Origin of the sequence: Pseudomonas serbica, assembly GCF_028823535.1 — a bacterium.
GTDB classification, from domain to species: domain Bacteria; phylum Pseudomonadota; class Gammaproteobacteria; order Pseudomonadales; family Pseudomonadaceae; genus Aquipseudomonas; species Aquipseudomonas serbica.
In genome coordinates this window covers 268844-286932 of the sequence record NZ_JAQIYM010000008.1, presented here as the reverse complement: position 1 = coordinate 286932, position 18089 = coordinate 268844, and the positions used below count along the sequence as shown (strand labels likewise).

Genomic DNA, 18089 nt, shown 5'->3' with positions numbered 1-18089 from the left:
GGCCATGAATCCTTTTGTCTACCAAAGCCTGCCGACCCGCGTGGTGTTCGGCTGGGGCAAGCTCTCGGCACTGGCCGAAGAAATCGAGCGTCTGGGCGCTCGCCGGGCGCTGATCCTCACCACCCCGGAACAACACGGCCTGGGCGAACGCGTCGCGGCGTTGCTCGGCGATCGCGCCGCAGGCGTGTACCCGCACGCGGTGATGCATGTGCCGCTGGAAGTGGCACAAGCGGCGCGCGTCGAAGCGGCGCACCTGGATGCCGATTGCTGCGTGGCTATCGGCGGTGGTTCGACCATTGGCCTGGGCAAGGCGATTGCCATGGAGTCGGGGTTGCCGATCGTGGCGGTGCCGACCACTTACGCCGGCTCCGAGATGACGCCGATCTACGGGCTGACCGAAAATCGCCTGAAGAAAACCGGGCGTGATCCACGGGTGTTGCCGAAAACCGTCATCTACGACCCGCAATTGACCTTGACCCTGCCGGCGCAGATCTCCGCCTGTTCGGGCATGAACGCCATGGCCCATGCGGTGGAAGCGCTGTACGCCGAGGACGCCAACCCGATCATCGGCTTCATGGCCGAGGAATCGATTCGCTCGCTGGCCCAGGCCTTGCCGGGGGTGGTCAATGACCCCAACGATGCGCAGGCTCGCAGCCAGGCGTTGTACGGCGCGTGGCTGGCGGGCATTTGCCTGGGCTCGGTGGGCATGGCCTTGCACCACAAGCTTTGCCACACCCTGGGCGGCACCTTCAATCTGCCCCACGCCCAGGCCCACGCCATCGTGTTGCCCCATGCCGCGCATTACAACCGCGAAGCCGCCGCCGAGCCGTTGCAACGCGCCGCACGCGCCTTGGGTGGTAGCCAGGCCAGCGAGGTGGGCCCATTGTTGTATGCACTCAACCAGAAGCTGGGTATTCCATTGGCCCTGGCGGACATCGGCCTGCCGCCAAACGGGCCGGCCGAGGCGGCAAAAATCGCCTGTGCCAGCCCTTATTACAATCCACGGCTGTTTGAACAAGGCCCGATCGAAGCTTTGCTGACCCGCGCCTTGAACGGCCAGGCGCCAGCCTGACCCGAGCAGCGCAGCCAGCCCATGTCGGAACAAGAACAATGACCGATCAAGACAAAACCATCGAAAAGCTCATCTCCGAGCAGGCGGTGAACAGCTTCACCGATGCGCCGGATGCGCGCTACAAACAGATCATGCAAAGCCTGGTCCGGCACCTGCACGCTTTCGTCAGTGAGGTTGAGTTGACCGAACAGGAGTGGCTCGAAGGCATCCGCTTCCTGACCGACACCGGCCACACGTGCGATGGCCTGGTACGCCAGGAGTTCATCCTGCTCTCGGACACCCTGGGCGTGTCGATGCTGGTCGACGCGATCAACCATCGTCACAGCGCAACCGCCACCGAAACCACGGTGTTCGGGCCGTTCTATATCGAAGGCATGCCCGAGCGCGCGTTCGGCGAGAACATGGCCTTCACCCCGGGCGAGACGGCGCTGGTGCGCGGACGGGTGGTCGATACCCAGGGCAATGCCTTGGCCGGCGCGGTGCTGGACGTCTGGCAGACCGCCGAAAACGGCATGTATTCGGGCCAGGACACAGAACAGCCGTTCGGCAACCTGCGCGGTCGTTATCGCACCGACGCCGACGGTTGCTTTGCGATCCGCACGATTGTCCCGGTGGCCTACCCGATCCCCACCGATGGCCCGGTGGGACGCATGCTCGACGCCGCCAACCGGCATGCCTGGCGGCCGGCGCACCTGCATTTCATGATCGAAGTGCCGGGGCTCCGCAAACTGGTGACCCACCTGTTCAATCACGACGATCCGTACCTGGGGTCCGACGCGGTGTTCGGTGTGAAGCAATCGTTGCAGGTGATCTATGAAGACCGCGCCGCTCACGATGAAGTGTCCGCTCGGCTGGGCATGCCGTTGCCATTCAAGCGGGCGTGTTACGAATTCGTCATGGAAGCCGGGTGAACCATGGGCCAGTTCTTTGCGGTATTCGCCACCGACCACCCGCAGTCCCAGGCCTTGCGCCAGCGCCTGCGGCCCAGCCACCAGGCGCATCTGCGGGCAACCGATACCCACCGGGTGGTGGTACGCCTGGGTGGCCCAACCCTCGATGACGCCGGCGCGGCGATGAACGGCACGCTGCTGGTCATCGAAGCCGGCAGCCTGGCGGAAGTAGAAGCCTTCATCGAGGACGATCCCTACGTCCAGGCCGGGCTGTTCTCGAGCATCCAGATACGCCCCTGGCACTGGAGCCTCGGCAACCCGGAACTGCGTGGCTGACCATGACCCTCATCACCTTGTGCCAACGCGAAGACATCGCCGACGGCGGCGCCCTGGGCCTGCCGCAGCATCAACAGTTGCATCCCGCCGGCCTGGTTGCGGTGCGCCAGGGCGAGCAGGTGTGGGTGTACATCAACCGCTGTCCGCATTTTTCGGTTCCGCTGGACTATCACCCCCAGGAATTCTGCACCTATCGCGGCCAGGTGCTGATGTGCGCGCATCACAGTGCGATGTTTCGTTTCGATGACGGGCACTGCATCGATGGCCCCTGTAAAGGCGCGAGGCTGGAGGCTGTGCCGGTGCGCTGGATCGACGACCGTCTGGTCATCGAGGTAGGCGAGGAGGGCTGAACTACACTCTTTGAGGGTGAATTACGCCCATCAGGAGATCATCATGAAAAGGTTGTCACCCATCGGCCTGTGCCTCGCATTGTCGTTGTTTAGCGCCCAGGGCTGGGCCCAGACGGTAGTACCGCTGAAGGGCCAGACTTCGCAACAGACTCAACTGGATATCAACGAATGCAACAGCATTGCCGCCAGCAGTGCCTCGACCACCTCGACACCCTCGGGTGGGCGGGTCAAGGGCGCCGCCGTGGGGGCTGCGGCCGGTGCGGCCGGGGCCCAGGTGCGCGGGCGTCAGCATGACGAGTTCTATGACAATGTCGATGACGACAGGAAGCAGGACTACCGGCAGGACCGCGCCAAGGAAACGGCCGCGGCCGGTGTCGTGGTCGGCGGCTCGCGCCAGCGCCAGGATCGCCGTGAGCAGGAGAAGACCAACGCCGCGACCACTTCGACGGCCTATACCAGTTGCCTGCAGGGCAAGGGGTATCAGGTTAATCCTTGATCATGATGGACCAGTAGGTGCGAGGCTGGCGTTTTGCCGCTGATCGAGCAAATACACCATCAGGCAGGCATACAACGTCACGGCGATGAACAGCCCCATCCTCACCGCAAACGCGGTGTAGACGTCCTTGCCTGCCAGGCTGTCCTGCACCGATTGCCCCAGCAGGATAATCAGGGTGACCAAAGTGTTGAGCCAGAAGCCGGGACTCAACCGGCCCGGGCTCAGGCCATAGAGCTTGCGCGCCAGGATCAGGGCGAACAGCAGCATCCACAGGAAGAACATCCACAGGTGCACAAAGACCGTCAGCGCGCTCCAGAACGCAATCGCCAACAGGCCGCCGAGCAAGGTCGAGCCAATCAGCTCGCGGGCGGCGTCGCGGGCGTTGGTGGTGGAGCTCTGCTGGCCCAGGCTTACGGCCTTGAGCACGATGGGCATGTAGCTGGCGGGGTCGATCAGGGCCAGTAAAAACGTTGGCATCACGATCAAGGTTGCCCGTAGAGCCACCCGATCGACATCACTCGCCGACAACGTCGGGGCGGGCGGGGGTGGCGGGGCATCGGCGGGTTCGGGGAATAGCCAGTGACTGACCCGGCCGATCAGCACCGCCAGGAGCAGGCCACTGGTCAACGCCTTGATCACGGTTGCCGCCAGGCCGAAGTCGGCAACCCCGGCGGCGGGGATCATGGTCAGGCCGATCACCAGGAAGGTGACTACCAAGTTGTTGCCGCCACGTTGGCCGTAGCGAAAGACCATCAGCAGGCACAGCCCGATCAGCAGCACGCCGCTGAGCGCGTAGTAACGCAGCAGCGGGATCAACAGCAGGCCGATGCCGGTGGTCAGCATGGCGGTCAGTGCCAGCACCAGGGTGGCCTTGAAGGGCAGCGGACGATTGATGCTGACCAAGAGCAATGCCCCCAGCACCGGCGCCAGAAACGGGATGGGCATCCCCAGGCCAAAACTCACCGCCAGGCACAGTGCCGTGCCACTGGCCAGGCGCAGCGCGCGCTGCACCCTCGGCGTGCGTTTAGTAGGCATACGACAGCCAGCTCATCAGCCACAGGAACAACCGGCCCAGCGGGTTCAGTACGTTGCCTTCGGCAGGGAAGGCCATGACTTCAGCCTGGCCACCGGAACGGATGGCGCGGTTGTCCTTGAGCATCGACAGGGATTCGGCCGAGAACTCGATGATCACCGGAAAACGCTGGGCCGGGCGCAGCCAGTCGCGGCTGTTCTGCACCGTGGGCAGGCTGCCGGGCGCAGCCGGAGTGCCGACGCTGACGCCGTAGCCGACGCTGCGCACCCGGCCCTGGAAGACTTCGCCGGGCAACGCATCGAGGGCAATGGACACCGGGGTCTCGGGCCTGACCAGGGCGAGGTTGTTCTCGGTCATGTCGGCGCTGATCCAGACATCGTGGATCGCGATCAGGGTCATGACCGGGTTACCGGCCGCGGCAAATTGGCCGACGTCGGTGCGCAGGTCGGTGATCAACCCGGCCGAACGGGCGCGAATCTGCGTGTTGGACAGATCCAGTTCGGCTTTCGACAGGGCGGTGGCGGCACTGCGCAGCAGGGCGTTGTCTTCCTCTTTGCCGCCTTCCTGTTCCTTCGCGCGCTGGACTTCGGCGCGGGCCGCGGCGACCTGGCTGGTGGCCGCGTCGCGGCTGGCGCGGGAAACCTCCAGCAAGCGCACGGAAACGGTCCCGGGGTCTTCACGGTACAAGCCTTCCAGCCGCTGGTTATCCTGCTTCGCCTTGAGCTCGTTGGCTTGTGCCGCGCGCAGACTGGCTTGCGCCGAGGCGATACCGGCGGTGCTGGCGCCGATCTGTCGGCGGGTCGATTCCAGGTCGGCTCGTGCCCGGTCAACGGCGATCTGGTAGGGCTGCGGGTCGACCTCGAAAATCACCTCACCGGCCTTCACGTCCTGGTTATTGCGCACGTTGACGCGGATTACCCGGCCCGCCACTTCCGCCGCCACTGGAATCACGAACGCACCTACCCGCGCTTGTTGGGTGTATGGCGTGAAACGATCAGCCAACAAATACCAGGCCAGGCTGAAAACGATCAGCAGTAACACCCACTTGATGCCTTTTTTTGCAGGGTCGGCGGCAGGCTGCGCTGGCTGGGGGGAGGGCGCGGCTTCAGTCATGGTTTTTTCACCTGAGTGGGCAAGGGGGAGGCGGGCTGCTCAGCGGTCGGGTCTTTGAGCAGGTCGCCCCAGTCAGTGCGTTGTTCCATTTGCTGGCGCGTGGCGGAATCGACCTTGGGCTGGTCGCTGTACCAACCGCCGCCCAACGCCTTGTACAGGGCAATCACATTGCTCACCGCATCGCCACGGCTGACCAGGTAATTGTCCTGGAGTTCGAGCAGCGCGCGCTGGGCATCCAGCACCCGCTGGAAGTCCGAATACCCTTCGCGGTACAGCGTGTTGGCCAGGGCCAGCGAGCGTTGCGCGGCGCTTTCGGCCTCGCGCAGGATGCGTTCGCGTTGCAGGGAACGGGTCAGACCGTTGGCGGCGTCATCCGCCTCGCGCGCGGCCTGGCGCACCTTGTCGCGATAGGCTTCGATCAATTGCTGCAAACGCGCATCCTGCACGCGCACGTTATTGCTGATGCGGCCATAGTCGAACACGTTCCAGCGCAGGCTCGGCCCACCAATCAGGTCGAGGCTGCGCGAGGTTCCGCTCAAGGAGTCGGTGGACCAGACGATGCTGCCCAGCAACGTCAGGGCCGGGTAGTAATCGGTTTCGGCCACCCCGACCAGCGCCCCCTGCGCCGCCACATTCAGCTCCGCGGCGCGCACATCCGGGCGGCGCAGCAGCAGGTTGGCCGGGACATCCTGCAGGACGGCACGATCGACCAGCGGGATCAACTGGGTATTGTCGACCACCAGTGGCAGCGCACCGGGTGGCTGGCCGATCAGCACAGCCAACGCATTGCGGGTGCGATAGAGCTGATCTTCCAGAAGGGGGATGGTGCTCAACGTGCCCAGGTATTGGGTCTTGGCTTGTTGCAGATCGAGTTCGGCGGTCTGGCCGCTGTTGAACAGTTTTTCGGTGATCTCATAGTTGCGATATTGCTGCTTGGCGTTGGCATTGGCCACGCGCAGGCGTGCCTCGGTGGTGCGCAGGAAAAAATAGCTGTCGGCGACTTGCGCCCGCAGCAGGACCAGCACGTCGTCGTAGTTGGCTTCAGACGCGAAATAGCTGGCATCGGCGGCCTCGATGGCACGGCTGAAGCGCCCCCAGAAGTCCAGTTCCCACCCGACATCGAACCCCGCGCTGTGCTGCCACAAGTGGCTGTCCACCGGGTTGTCGCCGCCGGATTGATGACGATCGATGTAAACGCTGTCTGCGGTGACCTGTTGCAGCTGCGGGTAGCGCCCGCTTTCGGCGATGCCCAACTGCGCGCGGGCTTCCATCACGCGCAGGCCGGCGATCTTCAAGCTGGAGTTGTGCGCGTCCGATTCGGCAATCAAACGGTCGAGCACCGGGTCGGCGAAGATCTGCCACCACTGGCGGATATCCGGGTATTGCGCACGTTGGCTGGCGTGTTCAAGGGCCGGGGTGTTCCAGCGGTCGACCCACGGCTCGGCGGGCGGCTGGAAGTCCGGACCCAGCCGAACGCAACCGCCGAGGGCCGCTACGCCTAACACCAGTAGTCGGCAATACCGCATCCGTGTGGATGTACCTGATTGCATTGGGCGTTTTCCAACCAAAGGACATTACAGCAGCATAGACGTCCGGATGCCTTCTGCATGGCCTGGCTGGCCGAATCGCAAAAACGTCGTGACTGTCGCAAAAACGACCTGTTTACGCTGAACGCGAACCTTCGACAGTTTTCTGTTGAACGAGTGTTCAGCTTGGACTATGTTCGTTCCACCTACTCCCCCGGCTGGTTGCGGGCTTGCGTTTCTTCATATTGAACGAGGCACTGGCATGCGGTTTTCACCCTTTGTTGAGCGGACGCCCCATGTCGGCACCGCGGATTTTCCCGCCGCCGATTTCATCACCGACGCCGATCTTGATGTGCCAGCTGAAGGTGACACCCACAACCGCGAATCGACCGAACGACTGGCCTTGCGCGAGGCACTTGCCGAGCACTACGGCAAACTGCTGGACCGTGAACTGAACGCCGCGAACGTGATCACGCTGGCCGGGGCACAGGATGCCTTGTTCGTCGCGTCGATGTGCCTGCTCGCTGCAGGCGACGAGATGATCGTCCTCGATTCGATGCACCCAACTAGCGAGGCGTCGCTCAAGGCCTGCGGCGCCACGCTGGTGCCGGTGGTCTCGGCAGATGGCGCAGCACTGGCCAAGGCAATGACCCCGCGCACGCGGGCGATTTTCCTGTCCGGCCCGAAGCGCAACGTTGAAGCATTGAAAACCATCGCCACACTCGCCATCGCCCATGAGTTGCGGGTGGTGATCGACGAGGCCCATGACGACCTGACGCTGGAGCACCCGCACCTGGGTCTCTTGGCAGTGCCGGGCATGGCCGAGCGTTGCATGGTGATCGGTAGCCTGGCGAAATCCCAGCCGATGGCCGACTGGCCCATGGCTTGGATCGTCGCTGATCCTGACCTGGTCGCGCATGCCCAATCCCTGCTGTTGGCCAAGACCTCCCAGCGTACCCGCGATTTTGTCCAGGCGTTGAAAGCACCAGCACCCAAGCCTGTGATCAGCCGTGTGTCGAGCGAACCGGTCAGGGAGCCGGTCAGCGCGCGAACCATGATCGAAGTCGATCGCCTGCACAAACGCTTCGGCAACATCGAGGTGCTCAAGGGCGTGTCCCTGACGGCCCGCGAAGGCGAGGTGATCTCGCTGATCGGCGCCAGCGGCTCGGGCAAAAGCACCTTGCTGCGCTGCATCAACATGCTCGAGGTGCCGGACCAGGGACGCATCCTTGTAGACGGCGAAAGCATTCACCTGAACCACACCCGCCCCGGCGCACCGCTGGTAGCCGACGCCAAACAACTGGTGCGCATCCGCTCGAGCCTGGGCATGGTGTTCCAGAACTTCAACCTCTGGCCCCATCGCACGGTGCTGGAAAACCTGATCGAAGCGCCGACCCAAGTCCTTCGCGAGAGCAAAGCGGAGGCCACCGAACGTGCCGAAGCCTTGCTCGAACGGGTGGGCCTTGCGGCCAAGCGCAACGAATACCCGGCGTTTCTCTCCGGGGGACAGCAACAACGGGTGGCCATCGCCCGGGCATTGGCCATGCGGCCCAAGGTCATGCTGTTCGATGAACCCACCTCGGCACTCGACCCGGAGCTGGTCGGGGAAGTGCTGCGGGTGATCCGCTCTCTCGCCGAAGAAGGCCGGACCATGATCCTGGTGACCCATGAAATGGCCTTCGCCCGCGATGTCTCATCCAAGGTCGCTTTCTTGCATCAAGGCCTGATCGAGGAAACCGGTTCGCCGGACGAAGTGTTCGTACACCCACGCAGCGAGCGTTGCCGGCAATTCGTCAACGCTCATCAAACTCGCTAACACCAATAAAAAGACGGGAAAACAACATGGGAAATCGACGTTTTGCACACTGGTTGACCGGCGCAGCCTGCGTATTGCTGGCTGGCATGAGCGCGGCCCAAGCGCAGCCGATCCGCTTCGCGGTCGCGGCCGAACCCTATCCGCCGTACACCGAGAAACAGGCCAACGGCGAATGGAAAGGCTTTGAAGTGGACCTGATCCACAAGCTGTGCAGCGAAATGAAAGCCGAGTGCGAGATCAAGGAAGTGGCCTGGGACGGGATCATTCCGTCGTTGCTGGCAAAGAAGATCGACGTGATTTTTTCCTCGATGTCGGTGACCCAGGAGCGGGAAAAACAGATTGCCTTCAGCAAGGCGTACTACGACTCGGCGATCGCCGTGGTCGGGCCCAAGGACACTTCGGTGAAAAAATACCCGGATGACCTCAAGGGGAAGACCATCGGCGTGCAGAACTCCACGGTCAGCGCCAGCTACCTGAAGACCTACTACGAAAAAATCGCTGACGTGAAGTACTACGACACCCAGGACTCGGCCAACGCCGACCTGATTGCTGGCCGCCTCGACCTGATGATGGCCGACGGCACCGCCATGGCGGCCTTCGTCAAGACCCCCGATGCCAAGGACCTGGCCTACCTCGGCACCGTTCCCTACGACCCGATCTTCGGCAAGGGCGTAGGCGCCGGGCTGCGCAAGGACGATACCGAGCTCAAGGCCAAGCTCGACAAGGCGATCCAGGAACTGCTGGCGAGCAAGGACTATGACGAGCTGTCCCAGAGCTACTTCGGGACCAGCGTGAAGCCGGCGTTCTGACCCCGGCACAAATCCTGTAGGAGCCGGCTTGCCGGCGAAGGGGCCCTTGAGGCCGCCAGAAGCTTCGCTGGCAAGCCAGCTCCTACAAGGGTTTGGCAGTTTTTTCATGGTCGTTGATGGAGTGTGAAATGCCAGCAATGTTCGATTTGATCAATTTCAGCGAGCAAGGATGGGGCACGGCGTTGCTGAAAGGGCTCTTGATGACCCTGCAGATTTCCGCCGGGGCCTTCGTGGTCGGGCTGGGCATCGGCCTGGTGGTGGCCTGCCTCAAGTTGGGCGGGCCAAGACCGGTCGCGGCGCTGGCTCGCGGCTACACCACCCTGTTTCGCGCGGTGCCGGAGCTGCTGCTGATCCTGTTGCTGTACTACGTCGGCTCCATGTTGCTCAACTCGCTGATGGCAACCCTGGGTTACGACGCGGTGAACGTCAGCGGTCCGCTGGCGGCGATCGTGGTGCTGGGCCTGGTGCAGGGCGCGTACGCCTCGGAGATTTTCCGGGCGGCGATCCAGGCTATTCCCTTCGGCCAGATCGAAGCGGCGAAAGCCTTCGGCCTGCACGGTTTCGGCCTGTTCCGCCGCGTCACGCTGCCGATCATGGCGCCGTATGCGATGGCGGGGATGGCCAACCTGTGGATCAACCTGATCAAGGACAGCGCGCTGATCAGCGTGGTCGGCACCAACGAACTGCTGTACACCGCCCGGCAAGGGGCGGGCTCGACGCGTCATTACCTGTTGTTCTACCTCACGGCCGCGGCGCTGTATTACGCGGTGACCCTGGCGTCCAACTACCTGTCGGGCCGGCTCGAGCGACGCATTCGTCGCTGGATGCCCCTTGCTGACTGAACCGGCAGAGAGAACGAAATGATTCCAGCGTGGATAGTTGAATACGCATCGCTGTTACTCCGGGGGCTGCAGACGACCCTTGCGATCCTGGTGATTGCCAGTGTGTTCGGTTTTGTCCTGGCGGTGCTGGTGGCACTGGCGCGCATCTCGAAGAATAAGGTCATCGCCAAGGTCAGCCTGTTCTACACCAGCGTCACCCGCGGTACCCCCTTGCTGATCCAGATCTACATTTTCTACTACGGCCTGGGCAGTCTGTTTGCGCAGTTCCCGCTGATTCGCGGCAGCTTCCTCTGGCCGTACCTGCGTGACGGCTACTGGTACATCGTGTTCGCCCTGGTGGTGTCGGTGGGGGCCTATGTCGGCGAAGTGATCCGTGGCGGCCTGTTGGCGGTGCCCAAAGGTGAAATGGAAGCGGCATCGGCGTTTGGCATGACCCCGCGCCAGGCCCTGTTGCGGGTGCGATTGCCCCGGGCGCTACGCCTTCTGTTGCCGACCCTGGCCGGGGAAACCGTGATGCTGCTCAAATCCACGGCCCTGGCCTCGACCATCGCGGTGATCGACCTGTTGGGCGCGGCCAACGTGGTGCGCGCGCAAACCCTGCAAGTGTACGAGCCGTTGCTGCTGGTGGCCGGTGTCTACGTGTGCCTGACGTTCCTGATCGAGGCGCTGTTCGCCTTCGCCGAACGCCGTGGCACCCCGGTGCGCAGGTCTGCATGATGAACAACAGGCCATTGGTTGACCGCTCCTTGCAAGGCATTGGCCTGTGCACCCTGGGCTATGCGTTCCTGTCCTTGCAGGATGCCGGCATCAAGTGGCTGGTGGCCGATTATTCGGTGTTCACCATCCTGTTCTGGCGCGCCCTGGTGGTGGTGCTCGCCTGTTTGCTGATCGGCCGCCTGCAACTGGTGCGTCGCGCCTGGCGCTCGTCCAGTCGGCGGCTGCTGGTGGTGCGCGGCCTGCTGTCGATCGCGGCGTGGCTGCTGTACTACACGGCAGCCCGCGACCTGACCCTGGCGGAGATGACCACCCTGTATTTCTCGGCACCGATCATGGTCACGGTACTGGCAACGGCGATTCTCAAGGAACGCGTCAACGGCTGGCAGTGGTTCACCCTGATCGTCGGTTTCATCGGCGTGGTGATTGCCTGTCGCCCCAGCGACATGGCCGATCCGTTGCCGATCGTACTGACCCTGCTGGCCGCCATGTGCTGGGCCTTCACCTATATCCAGTTGCGCCAGGTGGACGAGCAGACCTCGGTGCTGGAACAGATGCTGATCACCAATGTAGTGTTTGTCATTTGCATGGCGCTGGCATTGCCCTGGACCCACACCCCGGCACCCGTTCCGGCCTGGCTGGGCATGCTCGGCGCCGGGCTGATGGGCGGCATCGGCCAGTTCCTGCTGTTCGCCAGTTTCCAGCGCGCCACTGCAACCGTGCTGGCGCCGTTCGAGTACACCGGGCTGATCTGGGCGTTCCTGCTGTCGAGCCTGATCTGGGGCACGCTGATGGATGTGTCGTTGATGATCGGCGCCGGCTTGATTGCGGTCAGCGGCACCCTGGCGATGATCTTCGGTCGTCACCCGGAACAGGACGTGGTCGGCGCCGAATGCTCCGTGTCGCAGCCTCTTTATCCCGAAGGGGACGAGAGCAAACCCGATCGTGGCCACGCGGGTGCCGCGGATCAATAACAGGAGGACAAGCGGGTGGCGCAGGATATTTCGTTCAACGTCAGCAACAACAATGGCGATCCGGTACAGGTCGGCGCCTGGCGCTTCGAGGGCGCCCAGGATGGGCCCAAGGTGCACTTGCAGGCCGGGGTGCATGCCGATGAAATCGCCGGCATGCTGGTGCTGCACCTGTTGATGCAACGCCTTGCAGTCGCTCAATCCCAGGGCCGACTCAAAGGCAGTATCACTGTGGTGCCGCAGGCCAACCCGCTGGGCATCGGCCAGTTTCGCCAGGGGCGGATCCTCGGGCGCTATCACGATGCGACTGGGCATAACTTCAACCGTGGCTTCGATCAGTCGGCGGCAATGGAGCGACCTTCGACCGCCGTGCAGGCGTGGCAACAAAAACTGGTGCAATTGGCGGCGCCAGCGGATGTGGTGCTGGACCTGCACACCGACGATGAGGCGCTGCCCTACCTTTATATGCACCGCAGTTTCTGGCCCCGCGGCCGGGCACTGGCGGCGGCACTGCGCATGGACGTGGCGATCATCTGGGATGACGGCGACGATGGCTCCTTCGAAGAAACCATCATCGCGGCCTGGCTGCGCGAGGGCACGACCGCGCATCGCATGGCCGCGACCCTGGAGTTGCGCGGGCAGGGCGACGTCAGCGACCGTTTCGCCGAACAGGATGCCCAGGGGCTGTACGCCTGGCTCTGCGCCTGTGGGGTCATCGACGATGGGATGGTACCCGTCGATTGGCTGGTGGAGGCGGTGGAGATGGGCCACATGGAAACCATCCTTGCGCCACAGCCCGGGGTGCTGATTTTCGAGAAGGAACTGGGCGATCTGGTCGACCAAGGCCAGCGTTTCGCGCGCATCCTGCGCCGCCCCGGCGATCCCTCCTCTGAAGTGGTGCTGTATGCCGAGCAGACCGGGCGCCTGGTCACTCGTTATCGCGATCGCCTGATTTCCCAGGGCATGGGGGTGGCGAAGTTCACCGGCACCCGCCCGTCGCGCAACTGGAGCGGGGGTTTGCTCGACCCCAACTGATTGGCCGATATCTGACAACCGTTCATCGCTGGACTACGCTGCGATACGTAACCTGTCCAGAACCTTGTGACGTAAGGAAAACGATGCATGCGGAACAGGCTGCTTACCCCATTGATGGTCATGTTCGCGATGTGCTGGTCGGTGCTGCTATGGGCCGAAGACGCGGCGAAACCGCTGGAGCCGCAACCGGCACCGGCGGAACTGAAAATCGCCAATCGCAGCATCATGGAGTTTCGCGCCACGCTGCTCGGTGAAACGCCGCAGACCCGGGTCAAACGGGCCAGGACAGCGATCAACGAAGCGCTGGATGACGTGGACGAACTGCGGGTCACCCTCGATCCCATCCAGGACAGTTATCTGGTGCTGCTGGGCGCCAAGCGTGCCTTTATCGTGTCGCCCAAGGATGTCGATGCCAGCGAGTTCGAATCGGTCAGGCAAGCGGCAGAAAGTGCCGCCGACAAATTGCGCCAGGTGGTGGCCGAAACCGGGGAAGCGCGCAGCCTGCATCTGATTCTTCGGTCACTGGCGGGCGCAGCGCTGGCCACCGGTATCTATCTGGCCTTGCTCTGGGGCATGGCCTACCTGCGCCGGCGCTTGCTGAAAAAACTGCCGGACCTGATGCACCGGCACACCCAGGCCCTGAAAGTCGGGCGGGTGCAGGTGATCGATGCCAACTACCTGTACCCGCTGGTCAGCCGTTTGCTGGCGGTGTTGCGCTGGCTGGTCGTGTTGTTGCTGACCTACGAGTGGTTGGGTTTTGTCCTGTCGCGGTTTCCCTACACCCGGCCCTGGGGCGAAAGCCTCAACAACTACCTGCTGGAACTCGCCGGTTACTTGTTCGAGGGCATCGTCGGCGCCATACCGGGACTCGGCGTGGCCCTGGCGATTTTCTTCATTGCCCGGGGCACCACGGCGTTTGCCCGGCGGATCCTGCGGCGCATGGCCATGCCCGGCACCTTCAGCTGGTTGAACCAGGAAACCTTGCAGCCGACCCAGCGCCTGACGTCGCTGGCGATCTGGCTGTTTGCCCTGGCCATGGCTTATCCCTACCTGCCGGGCGCCGGTACCGATGCGTTCAAGGGCTTGTCGGTGCTGATCGGCCTGATGATTTCCCTGGGCGCCACCAGCGTGGTCGGGCAGGCGGCGGCCGGCTTGATCCTGACCTATACCCGCACCTTGCGCCCCGGCGAATTCGTGCGCATTGGCGAATATGAAGGCACGGTGACTGAACTGGGCATGTTCACCACGCGCATCCGCACCGGCCTTGGGGAAGTGCTGACGCTGCCCAATTCGATGATCACCGCCACCGTCACCAAGAACTATTCGCGCACCGTTCAAGGCCCCGGTTACGTGGTCGATACCGTGGTGACCATTGGCTACGACACGCCGTGGCGACAGGTCGAAGCGATGCTCCTGGAAGCGGCCAGGCGCACCCCCGGTGTTCTTGAGGAACCGCCAGCGCAGGTGTTCCAGACAGCCCTGTCGGATTTCTACCCCGAGTACCGCCTCGTGGCCCAGGCCATCCCCAGCCAGCCACGGCCGCGCGCGGTGTTGTTGAGCATGTTGCACGCCAACATCCAGGATGTGTTCAACGAGTACGAGGTGCAGATCATGTCGCCGCACTATCTGGGCGACCCGGAGTTTGAGAAGCGGGTGCCCCGGGACCAGTGGTATGCCGCCCCGGCGCACAAAGACGGGCAGCGCTGAGGTGCGCCGCTGCAGGATCGGTGCGTCATCGTTGACCTCCATCGCGAGCAAGCTCCTCCTGCAGGAGAAATCAATGCCTGCACTGCGACAACACCACCTGGCAGGTACTCGGCGTACCCCCCGAGCGGCCGGCGTAGCGAATGCAATTATTCAAAGATTTCTGCCGCGCGATGCTCAAGGTGTTGCCCCAGGCGAGGCCGCCCTCGCCGGAAGTGGGCAGTGCCTTGGCATAGCAGCTTGAACCCATGTTCGAGGCCGAGTAGCGGGCCGTGGCGGGCTTGCCTGAACATCCCGCTGTCAGCACCAGGTTGATGGCGATAAGAGAGGGCAGGACCCATGTCGAGCATTGGCGCACTGTTATCGTGGTCATCCCGTTTCCCCTGGATCTAGCGGCTGGCAACCGGTGTTGGCCTGTTCAGTCTAGACGGCCTGGGCCCTGGCGAGCGTGCGTCCGATCAACTGCCATGGTGTCCTTGTCGCATAAATTTGAAATGCAGGGCATTACTCGACAGAATCGCCCCCGATTCGGCCAAAGGCGCCGGACGTTCGCGGTGAAAAGGGGCTGCAGTTGAACGAACAGACATTGTCCATGCGCCTGGAGCGAGTAGCGGCGCATGTGCCCGCCGGTGCGCGCCTGGCTGATATTGGCTCGGATCACGGCTACCTGCCGGTGGCGTTGATGCGCCGGGGCGTCATCGCGGCGGCGGTGGCCGGGGAGGTGGCGTTGACGCCGTTCCGAGCGGCCGAACGCACCGTGCGCGAGAGCGGCCAGGCGCCAGGGATTACGGTGCGCCTGGCCGACGGCCTGGCGGCGATCGAGCCGCACGACCGGATCACGGCGATCAGCCTCTGCGGCATGGGCGGCGAGACGATCCGCGACATCCTCGACAGCGGCAAGGCGCGCCTGAGCGGCCAGGAGCGTCTGATCCTGCAACCCAACGGCGGGGAACAGCCCCTTCGGCAATGGCTGATGGACAATGGCTACCGCATCCTTTGCGAGGAAGTGCTGCGGGAAAATCGCTTCGACTACGAAATCATCGTCGCCGAGCGAACGGGACCTGTGGTGTACAGCGCCGAGGAACTGTACTTCGGCCCGCTGCAAATGCAGGTCCGCAGCCCGGCGTTCCTGGTCAAGTGGCAGCGAATGCTGCGCCTCAAGCAAAAGACCCTGGGCCATTTCGCCCGGGCGCGGCAGGCGGTGCCCGAGGACAAGGTGCAGGAGATTGCCCGGCAGACCCGGTGGATCACCGAGCTGCTGGCTTGAGCCTCGCCAGCGCTACCGCAAAAGCCCACGCAACTGCGCCGGGCTCACGCCAAGGCGTTGCTTGAACGCGGTCGTCATGTGCGCCTGTGAGTTGAAGCCGCAGGCGTGGGCAATCTCTGCCAGTCGCGAAGTCGAGTCACACATCAAGGTACGCGCCTTGGCGAGGCGGCGGTCGATCAGGTAACTGTGCGGGCTTCTGCCGGTCGCGTGCTTGAATGCCCGCATGAAATACCCCTCTGACAGCCCGAGCAACTGCGCCATCGCCTGTACACCCAGCGGACGATCGAGGCCGGCGTCGATGAACTCATCGAGCAAGCGCATCCGGCTGGCGGTTATCGAGCCTCGCAGCGGTGTCGGCAGCGCATCGTTACCCTGGGCCCGTTCAGCCAAGGCGAGGGCCCAGGCCTCCCAATCGTCCGCCACCCTGGCCTGCAACAACGCGCTGCGCATTCGCAAGGCGAGGGTGGTCGCTTGCGGATCGATGCGATTGTTGAAGGCGCGATCCCCCGGCAGCGCTATACCATCGGTGCGTATCACCCGCAGGTACTCACCGCCCTCGGGCGATTCGGACAAGACGTCACACCCCATGGGGACGAACGCCAGGCCGTTGGGCATGGCAAGGAAGGGCTGCACCCGGTCGCTGCCGATGGCGTGCTGGCCGCGCTGGCTGTCGAAAGCAAAGCCAATCGCCGCCTGGGTCGCCACATACCGGGCCGCGTAGGCGCTGCCAGGTAGCAGTTCGATTGCCCAGGGGCCGGCCTCGATACGGCGGATCGGCTCAGACGGCAATGCGGGTTGCAGGCGTTTGTGAAGGCTCATGAACAGCATAGTAGTGAAAAGGGCAGCCAAAAGTCAGGTCGGTTTTCTGAAAGCCGGCGCGTGGCACCTGTGACTAGACTGGGCAACACCTCAAGGAGACCACTCATGCACAAACTGACTCGCGACGACATCGAACAAGCTGCCGGCCTGGTTTACCAGGTGATGCCTGCCACCGCGCAGTACGCCTGGCCCTTGCTGGCTGAGCGGTTGGGCTGCACGGTGTGGGTCAAGCACGAAAACCATACGCCTACCGGTGCATTCAAGGTGCGTGGCGGCATTACCTTCATGCACTGGCTCAAGCGCACCCATCCGGACGCGCGTGGCATTGTCACCGCTACCCGCGGCAACCACGGCCAGAGCCTGGCGCTGGCGGCGACCGCGCTGGATTTGCGCTCGCTGATAGTCGTGCCGCAAGCAAATTCGCTGGAAAAGAACAACGCCATGCGCGGCTTTGGCGGTGAAGTGGTCGAGTTTGGTCGCGATTTCGACGAGGCCCGTGAAGAGGCCGCACGCCTGGCGAGCGTCCATGGCCTGTACCTGGTGCCGCCGTTCCACACCGAACTGGTCAAGGGCGTGGCCACCTATGCGCTCGAACTGTTCAAGGCCGCGCCGGACCTGGATACCGTCTATGTGCCGATAGGCTGTGGATCGGGGATCTGCGCGGTCATCGCTGCTCGCGATGCCCTGGGCTTGAACACCCGGGTAGTGGGCGTGGTTTCCACTGAAGCGGCGGCTGCGAAGCTGTCATTTGAAGCGGGCGTTATACGCGAAACCGCGTCGGCCGATACCTTTGCCGACGGCCTCGCAGTGCGCAAGCCCATTGCTGAGGCCTTTGCCGTGTACGCGCAAGGCGCAGCGCGGATCGTGTCGGTTACAGACGAGCAGATTGCCGAGGCCATGCGCGTGTATTACACCGACACCCACAATCTCGCCGAAGGGGCAGGCGCGGCCGCCCTGGCGGCACTGATTCAGGAGCGGGAAATGATGCGGGGCAAAAAGGTGGGGGTGATTCTGTCCGGGGGGAATATCGACAGGTCGGTGTATGCGCGGGTGATCGGGTGACGGCACCAACAAGATCCCCTGTGGCGCTGGCTTGCCCCCGATAGCGGTCTAACATCCAGCCGCGATGTCGACTGACCCGCCGCCATTGCTCTGGTGAAGATCCCCTGTGGGAGCGAGCCTGCTCGCGATAGCGGTCTGAGATCCGGCATCTATGGTGACTGACCCGACGCCATCGCTGGCAAGCCAGCGCCTACAGTTAACCGGCATAGTGCAAAAATCCCACGCTCAAAACCA

At 63.4% G+C, this 18089-nt stretch carries 19 protein-coding genes; 14 read left to right on the top strand and 5 right to left on the bottom strand.

Going from position 1 to position 18089, the window contains the following annotated elements; translation table 11 throughout:
* The first annotated feature begins 4 nt into the window (after positions 1-4).
* The 5 genes from NQL71_RS15410 to NQL71_RS15390 are packed head-to-tail and all read left to right on the top strand — an operon-like array spanning position 5 to position 3144.
* Entirely contained in the window at positions 5-1072 is a 1068-nt protein-coding gene (locus NQL71_RS15410; protein WP_274642967.1) for a maleylacetate reductase, read from the top strand.
* Positions 1073-1110: 38 nt separating this feature from the next.
* The gene (locus NQL71_RS15405; protein ID WP_274642966.1) at positions 1111-1983 is read left to right on the top strand and encodes a dioxygenase family protein; all 873 of its coding nucleotides are present in this window, start codon (positions 1111-1113) and stop codon (positions 1981-1983) included.
* A 3-nt stretch (positions 1984-1986) separates the two neighbouring features.
* The gene (locus NQL71_RS15400) at positions 1987-2298 is read left to right on the top strand and encodes a YciI family protein (protein WP_077183666.1); all 312 of its coding nucleotides are present in this window, start codon (positions 1987-1989) and stop codon (positions 2296-2298) included.
* Positions 2299-2300: 2 nt separating this feature from the next.
* Positions 2301-2648 (top strand): Rieske (2Fe-2S) protein, encoded by a 348-nt coding sequence (locus tag NQL71_RS15395; RefSeq protein ID WP_166619634.1) that lies wholly within the window; start codon positions 2301-2303, stop codon positions 2646-2648.
* Between the two features lie 43 nt (positions 2649-2691).
* Positions 2692-3144, top strand: coding sequence for a YMGG-like glycine zipper-containing protein (locus NQL71_RS15390; protein ID WP_077183664.1), 453 nt, complete (start codon positions 2692-2694; stop codon positions 3142-3144).
* Here NQL71_RS15390 and NQL71_RS15385 read toward each other — a convergent pair whose 3' ends face one another.
* Genes NQL71_RS15385 through NQL71_RS15375 form a run of 3 tightly spaced genes read right to left on the bottom strand, consistent with a single transcriptional unit; the run spans position 3145 to position 6840 of the window.
* Positions 3145-4179 (bottom strand): DUF2955 domain-containing protein, encoded by a 1035-nt coding sequence (locus NQL71_RS15385; protein ID WP_274642965.1) that lies wholly within the window; start codon positions 4177-4179, stop codon positions 3145-3147.
* Positions 4169-5290, bottom strand: a complete 1122-nt coding sequence (locus NQL71_RS15380) for an HlyD family secretion protein (protein WP_077183662.1) — start codon at positions 5288-5290, stop codon at positions 4169-4171. Before NQL71_RS15380 ends, NQL71_RS15385 begins: the two co-directional genes overlap by 11 nt.
* Positions 5287-6840, bottom strand: a complete 1554-nt coding sequence (locus NQL71_RS15375) for an efflux transporter outer membrane subunit (protein ID WP_077183661.1) — start codon at positions 6838-6840, stop codon at positions 5287-5289. Before NQL71_RS15375 ends, NQL71_RS15380 begins: the two co-directional genes overlap by 4 nt.
* 238 nt (positions 6841-7078) lie before the next feature.
* Between NQL71_RS15375 and NQL71_RS15370 the strand changes: the two genes are divergently transcribed.
* The 7 genes from NQL71_RS15370 to NQL71_RS15340 all read left to right on the top strand — a co-directional run bounded on the left by NQL71_RS15370 (position 7079) and on the right by NQL71_RS15340 (position 14710).
* Positions 7079-8632 carry an aminotransferase class I/II-fold pyridoxal phosphate-dependent enzyme gene (locus NQL71_RS15370; protein WP_274642964.1) on the top strand — a complete coding sequence of 518 codons (1554 nt, stop codon included), beginning with the start codon at positions 7079-7081 and terminating at the stop codon, positions 8630-8632.
* Positions 8633-8658: 26 nt separating this feature from the next.
* Positions 8659-9441: a transporter substrate-binding domain-containing protein gene (locus NQL71_RS15365; RefSeq protein WP_046819152.1), complete on the top strand. Its 783-nt coding sequence runs from the start codon at positions 8659-8661 to the stop codon at positions 9439-9441.
* 128 nt (positions 9442-9569) lie between these two features.
* Positions 9570-10283, top strand: a complete 714-nt coding sequence (locus NQL71_RS15360; RefSeq protein WP_046819153.1) for an ABC transporter permease — start codon at positions 9570-9572, stop codon at positions 10281-10283.
* Between the two features lie 18 nt (positions 10284-10301).
* A complete protein-coding gene (locus NQL71_RS15355; protein WP_077183659.1) occupies positions 10302-11000 on the top strand; it encodes an ABC transporter permease in 699 nt (232 codons plus the stop codon).
* Positions 10997-11971 (top strand): DMT family transporter, encoded by a 975-nt coding sequence (locus NQL71_RS15350; RefSeq protein ID WP_077183657.1) that lies wholly within the window; start codon positions 10997-10999, stop codon positions 11969-11971. Before NQL71_RS15355 ends, NQL71_RS15350 begins: the two co-directional genes overlap by 4 nt.
* Positions 11972-11986: 15 nt before the next feature.
* Positions 11987-13003, top strand: a complete 1017-nt coding sequence (locus NQL71_RS15345) for a M14 family metallopeptidase (protein WP_274642963.1) — start codon at positions 11987-11989, stop codon at positions 13001-13003.
* A gap of 87 nt (positions 13004-13090) precedes the next feature.
* Entirely contained in the window at positions 13091-14710 is a 1620-nt protein-coding gene (locus NQL71_RS15340; RefSeq protein WP_166620405.1) for a mechanosensitive ion channel family protein, read from the top strand.
* Positions 14711-14780: 70 nt separating this feature from the next.
* On the opposite strand, the gene NQL71_RS15335 is transcribed toward NQL71_RS15340, so the two are convergent.
* Complete coding sequence (locus NQL71_RS15335) at positions 14781-15080, bottom strand: hypothetical protein (RefSeq protein ID WP_274642962.1); 300 nt, start codon at positions 15078-15080, stop codon at positions 14781-14783.
* Between the two features lie 198 nt (positions 15081-15278).
* Between NQL71_RS15335 and NQL71_RS15330 the strand changes: the two genes are divergently transcribed.
* The gene (locus NQL71_RS15330; RefSeq protein ID WP_281431220.1) at positions 15279-15974 is read left to right on the top strand and encodes a tRNA (adenine(22)-N(1))-methyltransferase; all 696 of its coding nucleotides are present in this window, start codon (positions 15279-15281) and stop codon (positions 15972-15974) included.
* 12 nt (positions 15975-15986) lie between these two features.
* On the opposite strand, the gene NQL71_RS15325 is transcribed toward NQL71_RS15330, so the two are convergent.
* The gene (locus NQL71_RS15325; protein ID WP_425520685.1) at positions 15987-16802 is read right to left on the bottom strand and encodes a helix-turn-helix transcriptional regulator; all 816 of its coding nucleotides are present in this window, start codon (positions 16800-16802) and stop codon (positions 15987-15989) included.
* Positions 16803-16898: 96 nt separating this feature from the next.
* Between NQL71_RS15325 and NQL71_RS15320 the strand changes: the two genes are divergently transcribed.
* The gene (locus NQL71_RS15320; RefSeq protein WP_274642960.1) at positions 16899-17855 is read left to right on the top strand and encodes a threonine dehydratase; all 957 of its coding nucleotides are present in this window, start codon (positions 16899-16901) and stop codon (positions 17853-17855) included.
* Positions 17856-18089: the final 234 nt, after the last annotated feature.